Raw genomic sequence first — 20,378 nt, 5'->3', positions numbered from 1 at the left:
CGCCACCCCTGGAGTCCTCCCTTGAAGCCAGCCACCGCGCTCCCCGTCTCCTTCCTGCGCGGGCTCGGGCTCGCGCCGAAGTTCGTGCTCGTCACGGCCGTCATCAGCGCCTCCGTGGCGCTGCTGCTCACCCTCATCGCCACCCGCCAGCTGGAGTCCAACCTGGAGGAGCGCCACGCCAGTGAGGGCGAGGCCGTGGCGCTGAGCCTGGCCATCGCGGCGGAGCAGGGCGTGTCCGCGGGCATGGGCTCGCTCCAGCCGCTGCTGGAGACGTTCCGCGAGCGCGAGGACCTGGCCTACATCTTCATCCAGGACCCCACGGGCTTCGTGCTGGTGCATTCGTTCCAGGGCGCGTTCCCGGAGAACCTGAAGGCCGCGCTCGACGCGCAGCCCGGCATGGGCACGGGCCGCACTCGCGTGGTGCCGGAGGTGCGCATCCTGCGCGGTGGCAAGACGCTGCGCGCCCTGGACGTGTCCGCGGCCGTGGCGGAGAAGGGGCGGCTGGGCACCGTGCACGTGGGCATGGCGCGCGAGTTCATCGACGCGAGAGTGGATGCGCTGCGCTGGGAGATGCTGCTGTTCGCGCTCCTCCTGGAGGCGTGCGGCGTGGTGCTGGCGGCGCTGTTCGGCCGGAGCATCGTGCGGCCGCTGGCGGAGCTCACGTCCGTGGCGGGCCACATCGTGTCGTCCGGCGACCTCACCCGCGACATCCGTGCGCGCGGCAACGACGAGGTGGGGCGGCTGGCCAACTCCTTCTCCCAGATGGTGGGCAAGCTGCGAGAGGTGACGGTCAACCTCCAGCACGCCGCCACCGCGCTCACCCAGTCCACGGACCACCTCAACGCGTCCTCCACCGAGCAGGCGCAGACCATCTCCCGCCAGGCCGCCGCGCTGCAGGAGACGCAGGTGACGGCGCAGGAAATCAAGCAGACGTCCACGCTGGCCGCGCAGAAGGCGGAGAGCGTGCTCAGCGTCGCCGAGCGCGCGGACACCCTGGCCAGGGCGGGCGAGGCCTCCATCGAGCAGACGATGGCGGGCCTCAACGACATCCGCGCGCAGGTGGGCGAAATCGCGGAGAAGATTCTCGAGCTGGGCGAGCGCACGCGCCAGATTGGCGGCATCACCCAGACGGTGAAGGACCTGGCGGACCAGTCCAACATGCTCGCGCTCAACGCGGCCATCGAAGCGGTGCGCTCCGGTGAGCACGGCAAGGGCTTCAGCGTGGTGGCGCGTGAAATCCGCGCGCTGGCGGACCAGTCCATCCAGGCGACCACGCGGGTGCGGGAGCTGCTGGACGACATCGCCAACTCCGTCACCGCCGCGGTGCGCATCACGGAGCGCGGCGCGGAGCGGATGGAGGCGGGCCTGGCGCAGGTGCGCGACAGCGGGCAGAACCTGCGCGAGCTGTCCTCCATCGTCCAGGACAACGCCGCCGCCGTCCGGCAGATCGCCGCCGCGGTGAATCAGCAGAACGTGGGCATCAATCAAATCACCCTGGCGGTGAATGACTTGTCCAAGATGATGGACGACACCGTGGCCCGCATCGGCTCCACCGGTGAGGCGGCCACCACGCTGCAAATCATCTCCGAGCAGCTCTCCAGCGCCGTGGGCGCGTACAAGGTCGAGTCCAAGGCGGAGTAGGGAAACACGAAGGCCCCGAGTCCCCATGAAGGGGGCCCGGGGCCTCGGATGTTTCAGGGCCTCGCGGCGCCTTAAGCCGGCACGGCCTCGGTGGCTTCCGCCTGGAGCTTCACCGCGTCGTCCACGACGTCGAAGCGGGCCACGCCGCCGCTCTTGAGGGAGCCGAACAGCAGGGCCTCCGCGAGCGGCTTCTTGAGGGTGTTGTCCACGAGCCGCGCCATGGGGCGCGCACCGAAGGCCGGATCGTACCCGTGCTCGGCCAGCCACGCGCGGGCGGCGGGCGTGAGCTCCAGCTTGACCTTCTTCTCGTCGAGCACCTTCTGGAGCAGGCGCACTTCCTTGTCCACGACCTTGAGGATGACCTCGGGGGGCAGGCCGGAGAAGAGAATCCAGCCGTCCAGCCGGTTGCGGAACTCCGGCGTGAAGGTGCGCTCGATGGCCTTCTTCGCCCGCGAGCCGTCCACCACCACGCTGGTGTCACCGAAGCCCATGGCCTTGGTGCTCATCTCCTGCGCACCCGCGTTGGTGGTCAGGATGAGGATGATGTTGCGGAAGTCCGCCTTGCGGCCGTTGTTGTCCGTGAGCGTCGCGTGGTCCATCACCTGGAGCAGGATGTTGAAGAGGTCCGGGTGGGCCTTCTCAATCTCATCCAGCACCAGCACCGCGTACGGGTGCTTGCGCACGGCGTCCGTGAGCAGGCCGCCCTGGTCGAAGCCCACGTAGCCCGGAGGCGCGCCAATGAGCCGGCTCACCGTGTGCTTCTCGGAGTACTCGCTCATGTCGAAGCGGAGGAACTCCACGCCCAGGCTCTGCGCCAGCTGCTTCGCCAGCTCCGTCTTGCCCACGCCCGTGGGGCCGGAGAAGAGGAAGCTGCCAATGGGCTTCTCCGGCGCGCGCAGGCCGGAGCGCGACAGCTTGATGGCGCCCACCATCTCTTCAATGGCCTTGTCCTGCCCGTAGATGACGCCCTTGAGCTCCTTGTCCAGGTTTTGAATCTGGACGCCCTCGCTCGCGGACACGCTCTTGGCCGGAATCTTGGCCATCTTGGAGACGACCTGCTCCACGTCGTGCGCGGAGACCACGCCCGTGCGCACGCCCTCCGGCTTGAGCCGCTCGGCCGCGCCGGCCTCGTCGATGACGTCGATGGCCTTGTCCGGCAGGAACCGGTCGTTGATGTGCTTGGCCGCCAGCTCCGCCGCCGCCTGGAGCGCACCCTCGCCGTACTTCACGTGGTGGTGCTCCTCGTAGCGGCTGCGCAGGCCCTCCAGCACCTTGACGGTGTCCTCCACGCTGGGCTCGTCCACCTCAATCTTCTGGAAGCGGCGGGACAGCGCGCGGTCGCGTTCGAAGGACGCCTTGAACTCCTGGAACGTCGTGGAGCCAATGCAGCGCAACCGGCCCGACGCCAGCGCGGGCTTGAGCAGGTTGGACGCGTCCATGGACCCGCCGCTCGTGGCGCCGGCACCGACGATGGTGTGGATCTCGTCGATGAAGAGGATGGCGTCCGGCAGCTCCTGGAGCGCCTTGAGCACGCCCTTCAGCCGCTCCTCGAACTGGCCGCGGAACTTGGTGCCCGCGAGCAGCGCGCCCATGTCCAGCGAGTACACGACCGCGTCCTTGAGCGCGGCCGGCACGCGGCCTTCCGTGATGTGGAGTGCCAGGCCTTCCGCGATGGCCGTCTTGCCCACGCCGGCCTCACCCACGTAGAGCGGGTTGTTCTTGCGGCGGCGGCAGAGCACCTGGATGGTGCGCTCCAGCTCCTTGTCGCGGCCGATGAGCGGGTCGATGCGGCCCGCCTTCGCCTCCACGTTGAGCTGCACGGCGTACGCTTCCAGCGGGCTCTTCTTCTGGGACTCGCCGTCGTCGTCGTCACCGGCGGGCGTAGCGCGCGGCTCGCCCTCGGACTCGCCGTCCTTGGTGGTTCCGTGGGAGATGAAGTTGAGCAGGTCCAGGCGGGTGACGCCCTCCTGCTGCAGCAGGTAGAGCGCGTGGCTCTCCTCTTCACGGAACATGGCGACCAGCACGTCGCCACCGTCGATGTACTTCTGCTCCGCGGACAGCGCGTGCATGGCGGCGCGGTGGAGCACGCGCTCCACGCCGATGGTCTGCTGAGGCTCGGCGTCCACGTCGTCAGGCAGGCGCTCGACCGTCTCCTCCAGGAAGGAGGTCAGGTTCTCCTGCAGGCGCTTGACGTTCGCGCCGCAGCCCTTGAGCACCTCGCGGGTGCGTGACTCACGGGTGAGGGCCAGGAGCAGGTGCTCCAGCGTCAGGTACTCGTGGCGCATCTTCCGCGCCTCGTCGAGCGCGGTGCGGAAGCTGGCCTGCAATTCTTTGGCAATCGATGGTCCTGCCACGGTTCAGCCTTCCTCGGGTTCCATGGACAGCCGCAGGGGGAACCCGTTGTCCCTCGCCGCGGCCTCCACTGTCTTGAGCTTCGTATCGGCGACGTCGTAGGTATAAACGCCCGCCACACCGATGCCGTTGTAATGAACGTGCATCATGATCTGCACGGCATCCGTCTCCGACTTGTGGAAGATCTCCTTGAGCACGGCCACGACGAACTCGCGCGTGGTGTAGTTGTCGTTGTGCAGGAGGACCTTGTAGAGCGTCGGCCTCTTCAGCTTCTGCTTGGGGACGGCCTCCGTGACGACCTGGCCGTCATCGTGTTGGTGCTTCTGAGCCATGGGCTTGCGGACTCCCTTGCCTTCGCTTCGCGAACCATTGGCGGGCCCTGCTTGAAACCGCTTCAGACCCGCTCCTTGAAACCCGTCTCCGCCCACCACAGTGGCAGGCCGCTCTCGACGGCTGCCCGCTCGTGCGCCAGGAAGCCGCGCACCGCCCGGTCCAGGCCGGGGTGAAGGAACAGATGCGCACTGTACGTGAGGTGCGGCTCGAAACCCCGGGTGAGCTTGTGCTCGCCGCCTGCTCCGGGCTCGAAGCGCTCGCGGCCCCGGGCGATGCAGTCCTCCACCGGGTGGTAGAGGCACACGTTGAAGTGCAGGAACGGATGTTCCTCGAACGCACCCCAATAACGGCCGTATAGCGTGCTCGGCCCGGTGAAGTTGAACGCCCCCGCCACCCTGCGGCCTTCCCGCCGGGCCTCCACGAACTCGCACCGGTGCTTGAAGCCGGCGAGCAGGCGGGCGAAGAAGTCCTCGGTCAGCGAGCGCACGCCCCACGGATAGCGGTCCACCGTGGAGACGTAGAGCTGGTGGGCACAGGCCGCGTCCACCTCGTCCAGCGCGTCGCCCCGGAGCGTCCGCAGGGTGATGCCCTGGTCCTCCACCTCGCGCCGCTCCCGCTGAATCTGGTGCCGCCGCTTGGAGCGGAAGCGGTCGAGGAAGTCCTCGAACGTCTGGTAGCCCGCATTGCGCCACAGGTACTGCACGCCCAGGCGCAGCGCGTAGCCCTGCGCCTCCAGGACCGGCAGCTCCTCCGGGGTGGGGAAGAGGACGTGGACGCTGGAGAGCCCCTCCGCGCGCGCGTACTCCAGCGCGGCGTTGTACAGCTCCGCCTCGCGGAACGGGGCGTCCTCGCCGGGGGCCACCAGCACGCGGCGGCCGGTGGCGGGCGTGAAGGGCACGCCCAGGACGAGCTTGGGGTAGTAGCGGATGCCCGCGCGCTCGGCGGTGGTGGCCCAGGCGGCGTCGAAGACGAACTCGCCGTGGCTGTCGTCCTTCAGGTACGCGGGCGCGGCGGCGACCAGGCGTGAGCCCCGCCACAGGGTGAGGTGGCGCGGGTGCCAGCCTCGCTCGGGCACCACGCTGCCGCTCTCCTCCAGGGCGGCGAGGAAGCCCCACTCCAGGAACGGCACCGACCCCGGGTCCACGAGCGCGTCCCATGCCGACGCGGGAACGTCGGTGATGGACGTGAGCAGGCGCAGCGTGGTGGGGAGCGAGGCGGACATGGACGTGGCGAGCGCCAGCCTATAACGGCGGGTGGCGGCTGCCGCCACGACCGGCGGGCCGCCCTATTTGCCGCGCGTGAGCTCCTGGGCGAGGAAGCCGGCGACCTCCGTGAGCCCCGCGGCGGCGCGCTTGCGGCCCTCGTCGGACTCCATGACCCGGCGGGCGGCGTCGCTGGCGGTGCCCACCTCCAGGTCCACCAGGATGAGGAAGGCGCTCCACCCGGCCGTCACGTTGGCGACCTTGCCCGGCCGCTGGGGCCGGTCGCTCAGGGTGGCGGCCACCTTCTCCAGGAGGCCTTCTTCCTTGAGACGTTTCGTGCCCCCGAGCATCTGCGTCCAGGTGGCCTCCAGGAGGGAGGTCAGCAGGCGCCCGGAGAGGGCGGTGGAGAGGCGCTGGGAGGCCTCCTCGGCGTCCACGCGGTGGGCGTCCGCGTAGGTGGGGCTCAGCTTGGCCACCACCACGGCCTTGGTGGCCAGGTGGGCGAGGCGGGGCGGGTAGGGCATGGGGCCATGTCTTACATCGGTGGCGGGCGGGGCTCCATCCGGAGTGAATGGCCAGCGCGAGGCGTTTGCCTGACAGCCGGACAGGTTGCTATGGGGCCCGGCGCCCTTTAGAGGAAGCGGACTTTCGTAGGGAGAACAGCATGTCAGTGAACATCCAGCTCGAGTGGACCCCCAACCCCAGCACGCTGAAGTACGTGGTGGACCGCAAGCTGCTGGGCGGTGGCGCCGTGAACTTCACCAACCGAGACGAAGCGCAGGCGAAGTCGCCCCTGGCGCTGCGGCTCATGGACATCCAGGGCGTGACGGCGGTGATGCTGGGCACGAACTTCGTCACGGTGACGAAGGGCGAGTCCGGCGAGTGGGACGAGCTCAACGACTCCGTGATGTCCACGCTGGACACGCACCTGTCGGAAGGCCTCCCGGTGGTGGACGAGGCGGCCGTCGCGGCGGCGCGCCAGACGGTGTCCGCGGACGGCACGGTGGAGCAGCGCATCCAGGTCATCCTGGACGAGGAGATCCGCCCGGCCGTGGCGCAGGACGGCGGTGACATCACGCTGGACCGCTTCGAGGACGGCATCGTGTACCTGCACATGAAGGGTTCGTGCGCGGGCTGCCCGTCGTCCACGGCGACGCTGAAGATGGGCATCGAGGGCCGGCTCCGGGAGATGATCCCGGAGGTCACCGAAGTGGTGTCCGTCTGAGACGCAACGTCAAGGCACCGCAGGTCCGCAAGGAGCTGCTTCCGGACCAGTCCCAAGCGCTCCTGCGCGAGCTGCACCTGCTCACGCGCGAGGGGAACCTCAACGCGGACGCGCTGCGCAAGCTCAAGCAGGTCAACCACCTGGTGGGCCTCTTGCGGCCCGCCATGGAGGACGTGCAGACGCGCCACGCGAACCCGCTGGTGGTGGACGCGGGCAGCGGCAACGCGTACCTGGGCTTCGTCGTCTACGAGCTGTTCCTGAAGGACGCGGCGGGCGGTGAGCTGCTGTCCATCGAAGGGCGGCCGGACCTGACGGAGCGCGCGAAGGGCCGCGCCGAGCGGCTGCACTTCGACCGGATGCGCTTCCAGACGGCGCACATCGACGCGGCGGAGTACCCGGAGCGCATCCACGTGCTGATGGCGCTGCACGCGTGCGACACGGCCACGGACGACGCGCTGGTGGCGGCCATCAAGCACGGCGCGGACCACGTGGCGGTGGTGCCGTGCTGTCAGGCGGAGGTGGCGGCGCAGCTGAAGGAGAAGAAGGCGAAGCCGGCCGGCTCCATGTCGCTGCTCTTCCAGCACCCGTGGCACCGGCGCGAGTTCGGCTCTCACCTGACGAACGTCATCCGCGCGCTGACGCTGGAGGCGTACGGCTACCAGGTGACGGTGACGGAGCTGACCGGGTGGGAGCACTCGTTGAAGAACGAGCTCATCCTCGGGCGGCGGGTGCACGGGGACAACCGGCGCGCGCGGCTTCAGCTCCAGGCGCTCCTGGCGGAGACGGGCGTGCAGCCCCGGCTGACGCGGCTGCTGGGCATCAAGCCCGCGGGCGCTGCCGGTGGTGGCGCGGAGGCGGAGTCGGCGTCGGAGCCCGTGTCGGAAGCGGAGCCGGCTCCGGAGCCCACGCCGGACGCAGCGCCCGCGTCGCCGTCCGAATCCTGAACGCAAGCGGGCCCCACCTGGACCGTAGGGTGGGGCAGGTGACCTCACGGGAGGGGGAGGCGTGTTCCCCCGTACCGGGAAGGACTGCCGACCTGGCCGTGCGAGACGGCCGGGCAGGCGTTACATGCCCTCCGTCCGTGCGATGCGCACGGGACGACATTCCAGAGGCCCGGGTTCCTTGAGGACGCGTCCGGGTGAATGTCGGAGGACGTGGGCACGTCAGGGGTACCGGTCAGGATGACGTCGATGCCGGAGGTCGGGCTCGGCGGCAGGACCCAGGGCGGCGTTCGCGGTGTCTGAATGTCGGGGTACGGAGTCTCGTCCCGGGATGGGGCCGGCCGGTGGCCGTCAGGGCACCGGATACGAGTGGGACGAGCCTTGAAGTCCCTCCGCAGCGACGCGGTGGAGGGTGTTGATGGGAAGGGGCATGGCCTTGGAGCTGGATGACTGGGGTGGGAGCGGGCCGCTCCTGCACTTCGCCTGCGCGAACGGTTTTCCTCCGGAGACGTACCGGAAGCTCTTCGCGCGGCTCGCGACCCGCTATCACGTGGTGTCGCTGCGCATGCGGCCGCTGGTGCCGGGCCAGGACCCGAAGGCGCTCACGACCTGGAAGGAGCTGGGCGAGGACCTCGCGCGCGAGCTGAAGGCGCGGGGGCGCTCTGGCGTGCTGGGCGTGGGGCACAGCGTGGGCGGCACGAGCACGTTGATGGCCGCCGCCGCGAACCCGGGGCTGTTCCGCGCGGTGGTGGCGTTGGACCCCGTGCTCATCACCGGGTCCCGGCTGTGGGCGTTGCGCCTGATGAAGCTGCTGGGCCGCATGGACCGCTCCTCCATCGTGCAGGGCGCGTTGCGGCGGAGGGACCGCTGGGCGACGCGCGAGGAGGCGGCCACCGCGTACCGCCAGCGCAAGCTGTTCAAGGACTGGGACGCGGACTGCTTCAGCGACTACATCACGCACGGGCTGGTGCCCACGGAGGCGGGCGACTTCCGCCTGCGCTTCCCGCGCGAGTGGGAGGCCCGCATCTTCGAGACCGTCCCCGCGGATCCATGGAAGCTCATCCGCGACAACACGACGCCCACGCTGGTGCTGCGCGGCGAGCGCTCCGACACGCTGTTGCCCGACGCGCTGGCGCGGGCGGAGCAGGAGATGAAGCGCACGCGGGTGGACTCGCTGCCGCTCGCCTCGCACCTGTTCCCCATGGAGAAGCCCCGCGAGACGGCCGAGCGGGTGCTGACGTTCCTGGACGAGCTGCCTCCCGAGGACGTCACGACGCACTGATGCGTCAGCCGTAGGCCTCGCGCTTGATGCGCTTGTCCGGGATGCCCAGCTCGTGCAGGTGGCCCAGCACCGCCTCCATGAAGCGCGGCGTGGCGGGCGTGCGTGTCTCCAGCGCCTTGCGCCGGTCCCACGGGGTGATGGCGGGCCCGCACACGTAGACGATGCAGGTGTCAGGCGCCGGAATCAGCTCGCGCAGGAGCGCCTCCGCGACACGGCCCTTGCGCACCTGGGGGCCGTACTTCGCTTCATCCGTTTCGCGCGTGAGCGTGTGCACCACCCGCACGCGGTCCGGCGCCGCCTGCTCCAGCGCGGCCAGCTCCTCGCGGTAGAGGATGTCCCCCCACGTCTTGTTGGACGCGAGGAACGTGTGGCGCAGCTTCAGCCCGCGGTGCAGCGCGTCCTTCACGATGGAGAAGTTCGGCACCGCGCCGGAGCCCGCCACCACGTGCAGCACGTGGTCCGCCCGCTCCGTCACGTCGTCCGGCAGCACGTACGGTCCCATGAAGCCCGTCACCTTCAGCTTCGCGCCCACCAGCCGCCCGTGCACCAGCAGGGGCGACAGGAGCGGCGGGTAGCGGGTGACGCCGGGGATGAACTCTTCGTCCTTCACCGTGATGGCCACGTGCCGCTCGTGCGGCGCGGAGGCGAGCGAGTACGAGCGCGGCGGCTCCTTGCGCCCCTTCTGCTCCTGCAGGTACGCGCACTGCTGCGAGAGCGCCCGGAACTGATGCGGGTCGATGTTGATGAACTGGCCTGCCTTGTAGTCGAGCGGCCCCGCCCCCGAGTGCAGCTCCAGCGACAGCGTCGCCGTGTCGTGGGTCTCCATCCGGAGGCCGGTAACGGTGGCCTCGTACTCGACGGGCCGCTTCGCTCGGGAGGGCGTGGCTTCAACGCTCATGCGCCTCCCCATAACACGCAGGGTGCGGGGCCGCGCGGACGGGCTCGCGGGCGGCGCGTCCTGCGCACCGGGCCCGCGGGGCCGGCACTTCGTTGGCTGGATGACGAAAGGGCGGGCGGGCGGGCCAGCGCTCAGGGAGGACCGCTGACCCACCCCACCGGGCGGGACTACATCTTCTAGAAGGACGTCCAGCCATCGCTCCCCCTGTTGACCAGGGGCACCCGGAAAGGACGTGGGCCGGCCCGTGCTTCGACTTCTCTTCGCCCTGATGTCGCTGCTCCCCTACGGCCTGCGCCGCCACGTCGTGCGCGGCCTGATGCATGGCGTGTGGGGACGGCTGTCCCACGCGAAGGTGTACGGCCTGAAGGACCTGCCGGACGGCCCCTGCCTCTTCATCTGCAACCACCTGTCCAACGCGGACGGCTTCACGCTCTACCGGGCGCTGCGTCCCCGGCGCGTCGTCTTCCTGGCGGGCGTGAAGCTGCACGGCACCGTGATGACCCGGTTGGCGGCGGAGACGATGGACACCATCGACATCACGCCCAACTCGCCGGACATCGAAGCGCTGCGCCGCTGCGTGGAGCTGCTCAAGGGCGGCCAGTCCGTCCTCATCTTCCCGGAAGGGGGCCGCAGCCGCTCCGGAGGCCTGCTCGAGGCGAAGAAGGGCGTGGGGCTCATCGCCAAGCGCGCGGGCGTGCCCATTGTCCCGGTGGCGCTCACGGGCACGGAGAAGCTGATGCCCATCAACGACTCCGACATGGGCGGCGAGCGGCTCTTCCACGCCGATGTCACCGTGACCTTCGGGCCCGCGTTCCGCATGGCGGACCTGGAGCCGGAGGTGTCCGGCTCCTCCGACACGCGCCAGGCGCTGGTGGACGCGATGATGCGCCGGGTGGCCGCGCTGCTGCCGCCCGCGTACCAGGGCGTCTATGCAGGTGGCCCGGAGCCGGTGGCCCCCACGGCTCCGCCCTCCGCCGTGCCGCCCTCCGCGTAGTCCGCGTCACGCTGCAACGAAAACGGCCGCGCGGGCGGGTGCCCACGCGGCCGTCTGTCTTCAGGCCATCCCGGTTACTGGAGGAACGCCTTCTTGACCTCGGTGAGCAGCGGGTTGGTGCCCGTCGCGGGGTCGGTGCAGCCCTGGTTGATGGTCCAGATGATGGTGCCGCCGTAGCCGTTCGCCTTGGCGTACTGGCCCTTGGCCTGGATGGCCTCCGGACCGTCGTACGTAATCCAGCGCACCGTGCCGTCCTCCACCGGCGTGTTGAACGTGACGTAGTTGGCCTGCGCCGCCGCGTCCCACTGGAGCGTGCCCGTCTTGGAGAGCGCCAGGATCTTCTTGTACGTGAAGGAGTTGTCTCCGCCCACGTAGTCGGACCAGTCCGTGAAGGGCTGGCGCGGGCCGGTGATGTGCCGCCACGCGAGGCCGTAGAACGGGATGCCCATGCCCAGCTTCTCCTTGGGGATGCCCGCGGCCACCCAGGCCTTGAGGCTGGACTCCACGGAGGTCGGGTGGGTGCCGGACTCGCCCTTGAGCGCGGACGTGAACCACGAATCCCAGCCGCCCCAGACGCCAATCATCTCGTAGGACATGACGTTCACCTGGTCCAGGTACTGGGCCAGCTGCGGGTACCACTTGAGCGACGCGTCCGTGGCGAAGTTGTTGTTGATCCAGCCAATGGGGAACGTCAGCAGCATGTTGGGCCGCACCTGACGCAGCCGCTGCACCAGCGCGAGCAGGTTCGGCTTGTCCGCCTCCTCCACCGGCTCCCAGTCGATGTCGAGCCCGTCGTAGCCGTGGTCGTCCATCGTCTTGAGCAGGTTCTGGACGAACTTCTCCCGGTTGGCGGAAGAGGCAGCGCCCACCCAGTTGGCGTGCTCGCCCGCGCCGCCCACCATGATGATGGCCTTGCGTCCCGCCGCGTGCGCGCGGGTGGAGAGCGTCTTCGCCATGGCGGAGCCATTCGAGTTGTCGAAGATGGCGTCCACCGTGCCGTCCGTGTTCGGCGTCACGCGGCCCACCATGATGTGCGTGAGCGCGCTGAAGTCCACCTTCTCCGGCGGGTAGTCATCCGCGTTCCAGCCCGTGTAGTAGCCGGACACCCACTTGTTGGTGTTGCCCACCGGGCCCGTCACCACCACGTCCGCCGTGGCCTTCTTCGTCGTGTCCGCCTTGCTCGTGGCCACGACGTGGTACGTGCCCGCCGTCTGGGGCGCGGTGTACGTGCCGCTGGTGGTGACGGTGCCGCCGGTGACGCCTTCCTGCACGCTCCAGGTGACGGCCGTGTTGGTGTTGCCCGTCACCAGCGCGGTGAAGGTCTGCACGCCGCCTCGCGACAGCGTCACGCTGGCGGGGGTGACGCTGACGCTCACGCCCGTGGTGGAGGTCCGCTTGCCGGACACCGCCGCGGACTTCGCGCTCTCACCGGCCGCGTTCAGCGCGGTGACGGCGTACCAGTACGTCGTGTTCACGGCCGCGCTGGTGTCCTTGTAGGACGCGGCGGTGAGTGCGGAGGAAGTGAGCCGCGTGTACGTGCCCGTCTGCGACGTGGCGCGATACACGTGGTAGCCGGAAGCGCCCGTCACCGTGCCCCAGGTGAGGGCCACGTCCGTGGCGGAGCCCGTGGCCTTCAGGGCCGTGGGCGCGGAAGGCGCGGTGGTGCCCGCCGCCAGGCGCACGTTGTCCAGGTACATCACGGGCAGCGAGCGGCCCGCGTTCTCCATCACCACCAGGCCATCCAGCGTCGTGTTCGCCGCGCCCAGCGTGGAGAGCGGCATGCGGCACAGCGTCCACGTGTTGGCCTTCAGCGTGCCGCCCGTACAGGTGGGGTTGAGCGCCACGGGCGACTTCGCCACGCCGCCCACGCTCGCGTAGAGCGCCAGCGCGGGGTTCGTCGTCGCGCCGGGGTTCACCTGCAGCTCCACGAAGCCTTGGCCCGTGGTGGGCACGCCCGCGTGGTGGAAGTACAGGCCCGTCCAGGGGCCGAACGTCGCGGAGATGGAACGGGTGCCCGCGTACACGGGCCTCGTCGCGCTGAGGCTGTGCGTCGCCCAGGACCAGTCCTGCCAGCCCGAGCCGAGCGCGTCGTCGAACATCGTGGTCGCGCTCGCGAGCGCGTCCCCGGAATTCCCCAGCGAGTCGTCGTCGCCCGCGGTGGACGTGAAGTCCGGCGCGCCACCGCAGCCGGTGTGCATGGCGCCCAACGCCACGAGGAACCCAATGAGCTGCCTTCTCAAGTTCTCTCCTGCTGCCAGGTGAAAAGAGCGGGGCCGGGGGAACCGCATCCCCCTGCTCGCGGCGCGTGGCAGGGGTCCCCCGGTCGCCCTGTCGCCGCGCCTGGATTGGCGGACGTGCAAGGGGGGACCTGGCGAATCGCAGGGCGAGAAACACCGCGATTCATCGTCTGTGTTCAAGCCATGGGGTGGGGTGTTTCGGCACGTCGCCAGGACGGCAGGCCGCTGTGTCAGCGGCGCGGCGGGCGTCTGGCTTCAGAGGGAAACACGCCTGGTGACGGCTGGGGCGGGCGGGCCCTTCCCACGCCTGGAGGCGCCACGGGGGCGCCTCCAGGGGAAAGCAAGCCGTGCCGTGATGGGTTCGGCTTCAATCCTTCACAGGTAATGGAACACGGCCTTCATTCCTGCCCAGCGACGTGAGGAAGCTCCACGCGCTCGTCTCCCCGCCCAGGTACGTCTGGAAATGATTCTCCCCGGGGCGGTAGAGGTTCGTCTGCTTGAGCCGCTCGTGCAGCGCGGGCAGGTGGTAGTAGGGCACGGACGGGAAGAGGTGATGGGACAGGTGGTAGCTGGCGTTGAAGGGCGCGATGAAGAAGCGCTCGAACCAGGTGGCGGCCGCCACGTCCCGCGTCTCGTGCGTCTCATCCGGGGTGGCGGCGGTGAAGGGGTGCTCCACCACCGCGCGGACGCGGAAGGCCATCATCATCAGCGTCAGCGACGGGATGGACCACAAGAGCAGGTAGTGGAGCCAGCCGCCCGTGAGCGTGAGGAAGGTGATGAAGCCGGTGAGCCACAGCGCGTAGCGGATGTGCTCCGCGCGGGACGGCGGCGGGCCACCCTTGCCCATCGCGCGGCCCGTATAGGACCAGGGAATCATGATGCGCACGTGGGACGGAGTGAAGAAGCCCACCATGTCCCCCAGCAGCACCCGCGCCATGCCCCAGCGCGTGCGCGGGAACATCCACGCATGGTCGCGCTGCGCCGTGCGCCAGTACGGGTCCTTCTCCGTGTTGACATAGCGGTGATGCTCCGCGTGCTCCTTGCGATAGCCCTCCGTGGTGATGTTCATGGGGAACGCGCACAGCAGGTCCGCCAGCACGTCATTGGTCTTGCGGTTCGTGAGCAGGTGGTGGTGCGAGGCTTCGTGCACCAGGCTCAAAAGCGCGTGCTGCCGCGTGGAGATGACCACCGCGGCAAGCACCCACGCCCACCACCGGTCCACCTGCACCACGAACGCCACCGACAGCGCGATGATGAGCCATTGTCGCGTCACCGCCCACAGGCCGCGCGCGTTGGTCACCATCGACAGCTCCCTCACCGACGCCGTCAAGGCGCGACGGTCAAACGCACGGGAGGTGACCGCTTCCGAGTCATCCAGCGACAACGATTCTGGAACGGCGAGCATCTGGGGACAGACCTCCTGCCGGGCGCGAGCGCTCTGGCGGAAGGCCGGGAGGTCGTTTCCTCCCCCGTCCAAGGCGACCCCCTGCCGCACACCCCGGTTCATGTGGGACTACACCGCCTTGGCGGTAATAATCTCATAACATGGGAATTGAGAGGTCTGAAAGACCCGCTCAGTCTTACAGCCCGGACGGATGTGGCAGGTCCAATGGGTGCCTGGGTGGGACAGATGTTGAGTGGTGTCCAGAAGGCTGCCCCCAGGGAGGCCTGGCGCCCGGGAAGACGGGGGCCCACCGCCTTTTGACCGGTGCGATGGAGGGGATGTCCGTACACTGGACGGGAACCCCTTTCCGCGTTCGCGGCGGCCCCAGGAAAGGCGGGGAGGTTGCTGGACCTCCCCGTGAATGGATGCAGGCACCCTTCGATTTCCAGACGCTCTTCGAGCTGTCGCCCAATCCCTACATGCTGCTGGACCGGGAGCTGCGGTACGTCACCGCGAACTCGGCCTACCTGCGGGTGACCGCCAGCCGGCTGGAGAACCTGGTCGGGCGCACCCCCTTCGATGCGTTCCCGCACGACCCGGACGACCCGGCCAATGCCAGCACCCGGATGCTGCGCGACTCGTTCCGCCGCGTGCTGACGGAGCGGGTGCCGGACACGCTGGCCATCATTCCCTACCGGGTGCCTCGCCAGACGGACGGCGGCGTGGTGCTGGAGGAGCGCTACTGGAGCGCCACGCACACGCCCCTCCTGGACGGGCGGGGCGAGGTGGCCTTCATCCTCCAGCACACGATGGACGTGACGGAGCTGCATCAGCTCAAGCAGGCCGTGCGCGGCCCGGAGACGTCACTGGATGGGGGCGGGCCGCGGACGCAGTTGATGAGCGGAGTGCTCGCGCGCGCCCAGGCGGTGCAGGAGGCCAACCGGGTGCTGGACGACGAGCGCCGGCACCTGCGGCGCCTGTTCGAACAGGCGCCGGGCTTCATGTGTTCGCTGAAGGGGCCGGAGCACGTGTTCGAGCTGGCCAACCGCTCCTACCTTCAGCTCGTGGGGCACCGGGACCTGCTGGGCAAGACGGTGCGGGAGGCCCTGCCGGAGGTGGCCGGGCAGGGCTTCTTCGAGCTGTTGGACCGGGTGTTCACGACCGGCGAGCCCTTCGTCGGGCACGGCATGCGCGTGCAGGTGCAGCGCGAGCCCGGGGGGCCGCTGGTGGAGGCCTTCCTGGACTTCGTCTACCAGCCCGTCATCGAGGCGGACGGCAGCGTCTCCGGCATCTTCGTCCAGGGCCACGACATGACGGCGCAGAAGCGGGCGGAGGACGAGCTGGCCCGCCACCGCGACCACCTGGAGGAGCTGGTTCGCGCGCGCACGCGGGCGCTGGAGGAGAGCGAGGCGGAGCGCCGCCAGGCGGAGGCCGCGCTGCTCCAGGCGCAGAAGATGGAGGCGGTGGGCAAGCTCACCGGCGGCGTGGCGCATGACTTCAACAACCTGCTCCAGGTGGTGAGCGGGAACCTCCAGTTGCTCCAGCGCGACACGGTGGGTGACTCGCGCGCGCAGCGGCGTCTGGAGACGGCGCTGGGCGCGGTGGAGCGCGGGGCGCGGCTGGCGTCGCAGCTGCTCGCGTTCGCGCGCAGGCAGCCCCTGGCGCCCACGGCGCTCAGCCTGGGACGGCTGGTGCGGGACATGGACGACCTCTTGCGCCGCGCGCTGGGCGAGGACGTGGAGGTGGAGACGGTCATCGCGGGCGGGCTGTGGAACACGTCCGTGGACCGCAACCAGTTGGAGAACGTCATCCTCAACCTGGCCATCAACGCGCGCGACGCCATGGACGGCCGGGGCAAGCTGACCATCGAGGCCGGCAACGCGATGCTGGATGACCACTACGCGATGATGCACCCGGAGGTGACGGCGGGGCAGTACGTGCTGCTGGCCATCTCCGACACGGGCTCCGGCATGACGCCGGAGGTGATGCAGCGCGCGTTCGAGCCGTTCTTCACCACCAAGCCGGAGGGGCGCGGCACGGGCCTGGGCCTGAGCATGGTGTACGGCTTCGTGAAGCAGTCCGGCGGCCACGTCAAAATCTACAGCGAGCTGGGCCACGGCACGTCCATCAAGATCTACCTGCCGCGCACCTTCCAGGCGGCGGCGCAGCCGGCGGAGACCGGTACGGGGCCGGTGGAGGGCGGCACGGAGACCATCCTCGTGGTGGAGGACGACGCGGCGGTGCGGGCCACGGTGGTGGAGGTGCTCACGGAGCTGGGTTACCGCGTGCTCAAGGCGCACGACGGCCAGAGCGCGCTCGCGGTCATCCAGAGCGGCCTGCCGGTGGACCTGCTCTTCACGGACGTGGTGATGCCGGGGCCGGTGCGCAGCCCGGAGCTGGCGCGGCTGGCGAAGGCGCACCTGCCGGACATCGAGGTGCTCTTCACGTCCGGCTACACGGAGAACGCCATCGTGCACGGCGGCCGGTTGGATCCAGGCGTGAGCCTGCTGTCCAAGCCGTACCGGCGCGAGGACCTGGCGCGAAAGATTCGCGTGCTCCTTCGCGGACGCGAGCAGCGGCTGGCGGCGAAGCCGTACCGCGCGCCCACGCCCGCTCCCGTGGAGGCGAAGGCGAACGGTGCGCTGCGCATCCTCCTGGTGGAGGACGACGCGGACATCCGCGAATCCGCGTCCGAGCTGATGACGGACCTGGGGCACACCGTGCTCGCGGTGGAGAGCGCGGAGGCGGCGAGCGAGGCGCTGGCGAAGGATGCCTTCGACCTGCTCTTCACGGACGTGACGCTGCCGGGCAAGTCCGGCGTGGTGCTGGCGCGCGAGGCCGTGCGGCTGTATCCAGCCCTGCGAATCATCATTGCCTCCGGAGACTCGCGCGCGGTGTCGGCCGAGGACGGCAAGGCGCTGGAGCGTGTGGTGCTGCTGCCCAAGCCGTATGACTTGAACCAGATGGAGCGCGCGTTGGAGCAGGCCGCGATGGACGCGGGTTCCTCCGCACGGACGCGGTCGGCGTGACGGACGCTCAGGCCCGGACGGGCGAGTCCATCTACGTGTCCACGCTGCCGGGCCTGGAGCCCGCGCTGGAGTCGGAGGCGCGCGAGCTGGGGCTGTCCTTCCGGCGCGCGGAGGGCGGCATCGAGTGCGAGGGCCCGTCCGGCCTGCACCAGACGGCGAACCTGCGCGTGCGCACCGCGAGCCGCGTGCTCCTGCGCCTGGGCACCTTCACGGCGCCCACCGCGGACGCGCTGGTGCATGGGCTGCAAGCGTTGCCCATGGCGGGCGTCTGGGACGGCAAGGTGCCACTGCGGCTGTCCGTGACACTGCACCGCTCCGTGGCCCCGGGGCCCGCCGTGGTGCTGGAGTCCGCGGCCGTGGCCTGGGACCCGTGCGAGGTGACGGTCGCGGGACACCTGGACGAGGAGGGTGGGGGGCCGGAGCTCACGCTGCTGGTGCGCGGCGAAGGAGAGCGCTGGACGGTGAGCGTGGACACGTCCGGAGCGCCCCTGTACCAGCGCGGCTACCGGCAGGAGGTGGGCCGCGCGCCCCTGCGCGAGACGCTGGCCGCGGGCATCCTCCGGCTCGCGGGCTACGCGGGTGACGTGCCCCTGGTGGATCCGATGTGCGGCTCGGGCACGTTCCTGGTGGAGGGCGCGTGGATGTCCCAGCGCCGCGCGCCGGGCCTGCTGCGCACGTTCGCGTTCCAGTCCTTCCCGTCCTACGACAAGGCGGCCTGGGCGCACCGCCGCGCGGAAGCGGAAGCGGAAGGGCTGGCGGAGCCTCGCGCGCCCATGCGCGGATACGACCTCAACGCGGGCGCGCTGGGCACGGCACGGCGCAATGCCAGACGCGCGGGCGTGACGCTGACGCTGGAGCGGCATGATCTGCGCACGCTGAAGGCCCCGCCGGACGCACCTGGGCTCGTGGTGGCCAACCCGCCCTACGGCAAGCGCGTGGGCGAAACGGAGGACCTGCCGGACCTCTACCGCGCGTTGGGCGCGACGTTGAACGGCGCATTCCGCGACTGGCGCAAGGCGCTCATCGTCCCCGAGGATCCGAAGCTCGTGGCGGCGCTGGGACTGAAGGGCGCGAGGCAGCTCCAGGTAAAGAACGGCGGGCTGCGCTGTCTGCTGGTGCTGGCGGGCGGCTGAGCTAGAGCGGCAGCACCAGCTCGAAGCGCGCGCCGCCCTCGGGACGCGCGCCCGCGCGCACCTTGCCTCCGTGCGCGAGCACCACGCGGCGCACGATGGCCAGGCCCAGGCCTCGGCCGTTGGCGCGGGTGAGGAAGAAGGGCTCGAAGACGCGCTGCGGATCCAACCCGGCGATGCCCGGGCCCTCGTCCTCCACGCTCAGCGAGACACCGTCCGGCACGCGGCGCACCTCCACGCGCACCGTGCCTCCGCGCGGCGAGGCCTGGATGGCGTTGCGCATCAGGTGCGTGACGGCCAGCTGCAACAGCGTCTCGTCGCCCGACAGGTCCGGAACGTCCGGCGCCTCGTCGAATGCCACGCGCGGCTTGGGCAATTCCTCTCGCCCATGGAGCAGCTGTGCGAGCGCGCGGTGCACCAGCTCGCCCAGCGAGACGGGGCGCGGCCGGGGCTCCAGCGGGCGCACCGCGTCCAGCAGGTCGCGCACGATGTCCTCCAGCCGGATGGCCTCCTCCTCCAGCATCTCCACGGCGGAGGCGCCCGCGGGCCCCAGGCGGGGTTCACGCTTGAGCACCGCCACCGTGTTGAGGATGGCGCCCAGGGGATTGCGCACCTCGTGGGCCACGACGCCCGCCGCCTCGCCCAGCACCGTCAGCCGCTCGCTGGCGATGAGCTCGTTCTGCAGGCGGGACACCTCCGCGAGCCGTGCCTCCGCCGCGCGGTGATGCCGCACGTTCTCCAGCGCGCCGCCAATGAGCTGCGCGAACAGCTCCAGCGCCCCCGCGTTCGCGGGCGTCAGCGTGGTGGACTGCACCGCCAGCACGCCGAAGGGCTCGTCCCCCACGAAGATGGGCGAGTCCAGCGCGCGTGAGCCCGGCGGATAGATGCGCTGGATGTTGTCCGCCACCTCTGGCGAGTGCAGCCGCCGAGCCATGGCGAAGGCATCCGGGTGGAACGCCGCCCGGCGGCTCGTGAGCACCTCCGCCAGGTGCGGCAGCCCCGAGCGGTGGAAGCGCACCGCGTGCACGTCCTGACCGTACATCCGCGACGCCGCCGCCAGGCTCTCCGCCTCCTGGCGCATGGGCCCGTGGCGCAGGAAGTCCCCCTCCAGCAGCATCACGGAGACGTAGAAGCCCTGCCGGTGAAGGGCGTCCACCGCCAGCTCCAACACCGCGTCCTCGTCGCGGCAGCGCAGGAGCTCCGCCGCGGTGGCCACCAGCATGGTGGACAGCGTGCGCACCGCATCCCCGCCCTCCGCGTCCAGCAGCAGCACCAGTTGCTCCTCCGGCACGCGGCCCGGCGCGGTGACGGGGGAGAGCAGGTGCAGGCGTCCATCCGCGCCGCGCATGCGCACGAACGCGGGCCGCACCGGCGTGGGCTGCTCGCCGCGCATCAGCGCTTCGCACAGGGGCTCCACCCAGGAGCGCTCCTCCGGTCCGAAGCGCGCGGAGAACTCCAGCAGTGACGGCAGCTCGTCCTCGCGCAGGCCCAGCAGTGTCCGCAGCGCGGTGTTGGCGAACACCAGCCGGTCCCCGCGAATCACGAACAGCGGCACCGGCAGCGCGGGCAGCAGGCCATCCAGCGAGCCGGGCGGGCCGGAGACGCTCATCGCCGCCCCTGCGTTCCAGGGGAACGGGAGCCCGGAGGCAATCGCCGCGCGGGTGCGCCGTAGGAAGGGATGAAGGCGTTGAGCACTGGAGGAGACACCATGAACTTCGCGAACGAGTTGG

The 20,378-nt window shown here is 70.1% G+C and carries 15 protein-coding genes; 7 read left to right on the top strand and 8 right to left on the bottom strand.

What is annotated here, in order from left to right:
* The first annotated feature begins 21 nt into the window (after window positions 1-21).
* A complete protein-coding gene (locus GTZ93_RS14470) occupies window positions 22-1,641 on the top strand; it encodes a methyl-accepting chemotaxis protein (RefSeq protein WP_120577103.1) in 1,620 nt (539 codons plus the stop codon).
* A gap of 71 nt (window positions 1,642-1,712) precedes the next feature.
* Here GTZ93_RS14470 and clpA read toward each other — a convergent pair whose 3' ends face one another.
* The 4 genes from clpA to GTZ93_RS14450 form a co-directional block, all read right to left on the bottom strand.
* A complete protein-coding gene (clpA, locus tag GTZ93_RS14465) occupies window positions 1,713-3,995 on the bottom strand; it encodes an ATP-dependent Clp protease ATP-binding subunit ClpA (protein ID WP_139923202.1) in 2,283 nt (760 codons plus the stop codon).
* 3 nt (window positions 3,996-3,998) lie between these two features.
* The gene (locus GTZ93_RS14460) at window positions 3,999-4,325 is read right to left on the bottom strand and encodes an ATP-dependent Clp protease adaptor ClpS (RefSeq protein WP_120577101.1); all 327 of its coding nucleotides are present in this window, start codon (window positions 4,323-4,325) and stop codon (window positions 3,999-4,001) included.
* A gap of 62 nt (window positions 4,326-4,387) precedes the next feature.
* Window positions 4,388-5,548 (bottom strand): GNAT family N-acetyltransferase, encoded by a 1,161-nt coding sequence (locus GTZ93_RS14455; RefSeq protein WP_139923204.1) that lies wholly within the window; start codon window positions 5,546-5,548, stop codon window positions 4,388-4,390.
* Between the two features lie 63 nt (window positions 5,549-5,611).
* Complete coding sequence (locus GTZ93_RS14450; protein WP_120577100.1) at window positions 5,612-6,052, bottom strand: hypothetical protein; 441 nt, start codon at window positions 6,050-6,052, stop codon at window positions 5,612-5,614.
* Between the two features lie 140 nt (window positions 6,053-6,192).
* On the opposite strand from GTZ93_RS14450, the gene GTZ93_RS14445 reads away from it, so the two are divergent.
* The 3 genes from GTZ93_RS14445 (at window position 6,193) to GTZ93_RS14435 (ending at window position 8,976) form a co-directional block, all read left to right on the top strand.
* The gene (locus GTZ93_RS14445) at window positions 6,193-6,753 is read left to right on the top strand and encodes a NifU family protein (RefSeq protein ID WP_120577099.1); all 561 of its coding nucleotides are present in this window, start codon (window positions 6,193-6,195) and stop codon (window positions 6,751-6,753) included.
* A gap of 164 nt (window positions 6,754-6,917) precedes the next feature.
* The gene (locus GTZ93_RS14440) at window positions 6,918-7,697 is read left to right on the top strand and encodes a class I SAM-dependent methyltransferase (protein ID WP_390624875.1); all 780 of its coding nucleotides are present in this window, start codon (window positions 6,918-6,920) and stop codon (window positions 7,695-7,697) included.
* A 427-nt stretch (window positions 7,698-8,124) separates the two neighbouring features.
* The gene (locus GTZ93_RS14435; RefSeq protein ID WP_257979558.1) at window positions 8,125-8,976 is read left to right on the top strand and encodes an alpha/beta fold hydrolase; all 852 of its coding nucleotides are present in this window, start codon (window positions 8,125-8,127) and stop codon (window positions 8,974-8,976) included.
* A 4-nt stretch (window positions 8,977-8,980) separates the two neighbouring features.
* Here GTZ93_RS14435 and GTZ93_RS14430 read toward each other — a convergent pair whose 3' ends face one another.
* The gene (locus GTZ93_RS14430; protein WP_139923826.1) at window positions 8,981-9,874 is read right to left on the bottom strand and encodes a ferredoxin reductase domain-containing protein; all 894 of its coding nucleotides are present in this window, start codon (window positions 9,872-9,874) and stop codon (window positions 8,981-8,983) included.
* 244 nt (window positions 9,875-10,118) lie between these two features.
* On the opposite strand from GTZ93_RS14430, the gene GTZ93_RS14425 reads away from it, so the two are divergent.
* Window positions 10,119-10,868, top strand: coding sequence for a lysophospholipid acyltransferase family protein (locus tag GTZ93_RS14425; protein WP_139917036.1), 750 nt, complete (start codon window positions 10,119-10,121; stop codon window positions 10,866-10,868).
* Between the two features lie 74 nt (window positions 10,869-10,942).
* Here the strand turns inward: GTZ93_RS14425 and GTZ93_RS14420 are convergent, their stop codons facing one another.
* Together GTZ93_RS14420 and GTZ93_RS14415 are read right to left on the bottom strand one after the other, a co-directional pair.
* Window positions 10,943-13,108, bottom strand: a complete 2,166-nt coding sequence (locus tag GTZ93_RS14420) for a glycosyl hydrolase family 18 protein (protein WP_139917034.1) — start codon at window positions 13,106-13,108, stop codon at window positions 10,943-10,945.
* A gap of 364 nt (window positions 13,109-13,472) precedes the next feature.
* On the bottom strand, window positions 13,473-14,510 hold the full coding sequence (locus GTZ93_RS14415; protein WP_257979085.1) for a fatty acid desaturase family protein: 1,038 nt from the start codon (window positions 14,508-14,510) through the stop codon (window positions 13,473-13,475).
* Between the two features lie 404 nt (window positions 14,511-14,914).
* Between GTZ93_RS14415 and GTZ93_RS14410 the strand changes: the two genes are divergently transcribed.
* Window positions 14,915-17,518, top strand: coding sequence for a response regulator (locus GTZ93_RS14410; protein WP_139917031.1), 2,604 nt, complete (start codon window positions 14,915-14,917; stop codon window positions 17,516-17,518).
* Window positions 17,515-18,651 carry a THUMP domain-containing class I SAM-dependent RNA methyltransferase gene (locus GTZ93_RS14405; RefSeq protein WP_139917029.1) on the top strand — a complete coding sequence of 379 codons (1,137 nt, stop codon included), beginning with the start codon at window positions 17,515-17,517 and terminating at the stop codon, window positions 18,649-18,651. The genes GTZ93_RS14410 and GTZ93_RS14405 overlap by 4 nt, the downstream gene beginning before the upstream one ends.
* A gap of 1 nt (window position 18,652) precedes the next feature.
* On the opposite strand, the gene GTZ93_RS14400 is transcribed toward GTZ93_RS14405, so the two are convergent.
* On the bottom strand, window positions 18,653-20,257 hold the full coding sequence (locus GTZ93_RS14400) for a sensor histidine kinase (protein ID WP_139917027.1): 1,605 nt from the start codon (window positions 20,255-20,257) through the stop codon (window positions 18,653-18,655).
* Window positions 20,258-20,378 lie beyond the last annotated feature (121 nt).

This window comes from Corallococcus exiguus (assembly GCF_009909105.1).
GTDB classification, from domain to species: Bacteria; Myxococcota; Myxococcia; order Myxococcales; family Myxococcaceae; genus Corallococcus; species Corallococcus exiguus.
Note: the sequence above shows the minus strand (reverse complement) of the source record. Positions and strands in the feature narration are given on the sequence as shown.

Bases quoted from the DNA above. Each gene is read 5' to 3' on its own strand.
- GTZ93_RS14460 (WP_120577101.1), bottom strand. From the start codon at position 4,325: ATGGCTCAGAAGCACCAACACGATGACGGCCAGGTCGTCACGGAGGCC.
- GTZ93_RS14455 (WP_139923204.1), bottom strand. From the start codon at position 5,548: ATGTCCGCCTCGCTCCCCACCACGCTGCGCCTGCTCACGTCCATCACC.
- GTZ93_RS14450 (WP_120577100.1), bottom strand. From the start codon at position 6,052: ATGCCCTACCCGCCCCGCCTCGCCCACCTGGCCACCAAGGCCGTGGTG.
- GTZ93_RS14445 (WP_120577099.1), top strand. From the start codon at position 6,193: ATGTCAGTGAACATCCAGCTCGAGTGGACCCCCAACCCCAGCACGCTG.
- GTZ93_RS14440 (WP_390624875.1), top strand. From the start codon at position 6,918: ATGGAGGACGTGCAGACGCGCCACGCGAACCCGCTGGTGGTGGACGCG.
- GTZ93_RS14435 (WP_257979558.1), top strand. From the start codon at position 8,125: ATGGCCTTGGAGCTGGATGACTGGGGTGGGAGCGGGCCGCTCCTGCAC.
- GTZ93_RS14430 (WP_139923826.1), bottom strand. From the start codon at position 9,874: ATGAGCGTTGAAGCCACGCCCTCCCGAGCGAAGCGGCCCGTCGAGTAC.
- GTZ93_RS14415 (WP_257979085.1), bottom strand. From the start codon at position 14,510: ATGCTCGCCGTTCCAGAATCGTTGTCGCTGGATGACTCGGAAGCGGTC.
- GTZ93_RS14410 (WP_139917031.1), top strand. From the start codon at position 14,915: ATGCAGGCACCCTTCGATTTCCAGACGCTCTTCGAGCTGTCGCCCAAT.
- GTZ93_RS14400 (WP_139917027.1), bottom strand. From the start codon at position 20,257: ATGAGCGTCTCCGGCCCGCCCGGCTCGCTGGATGGCCTGCTGCCCGCG.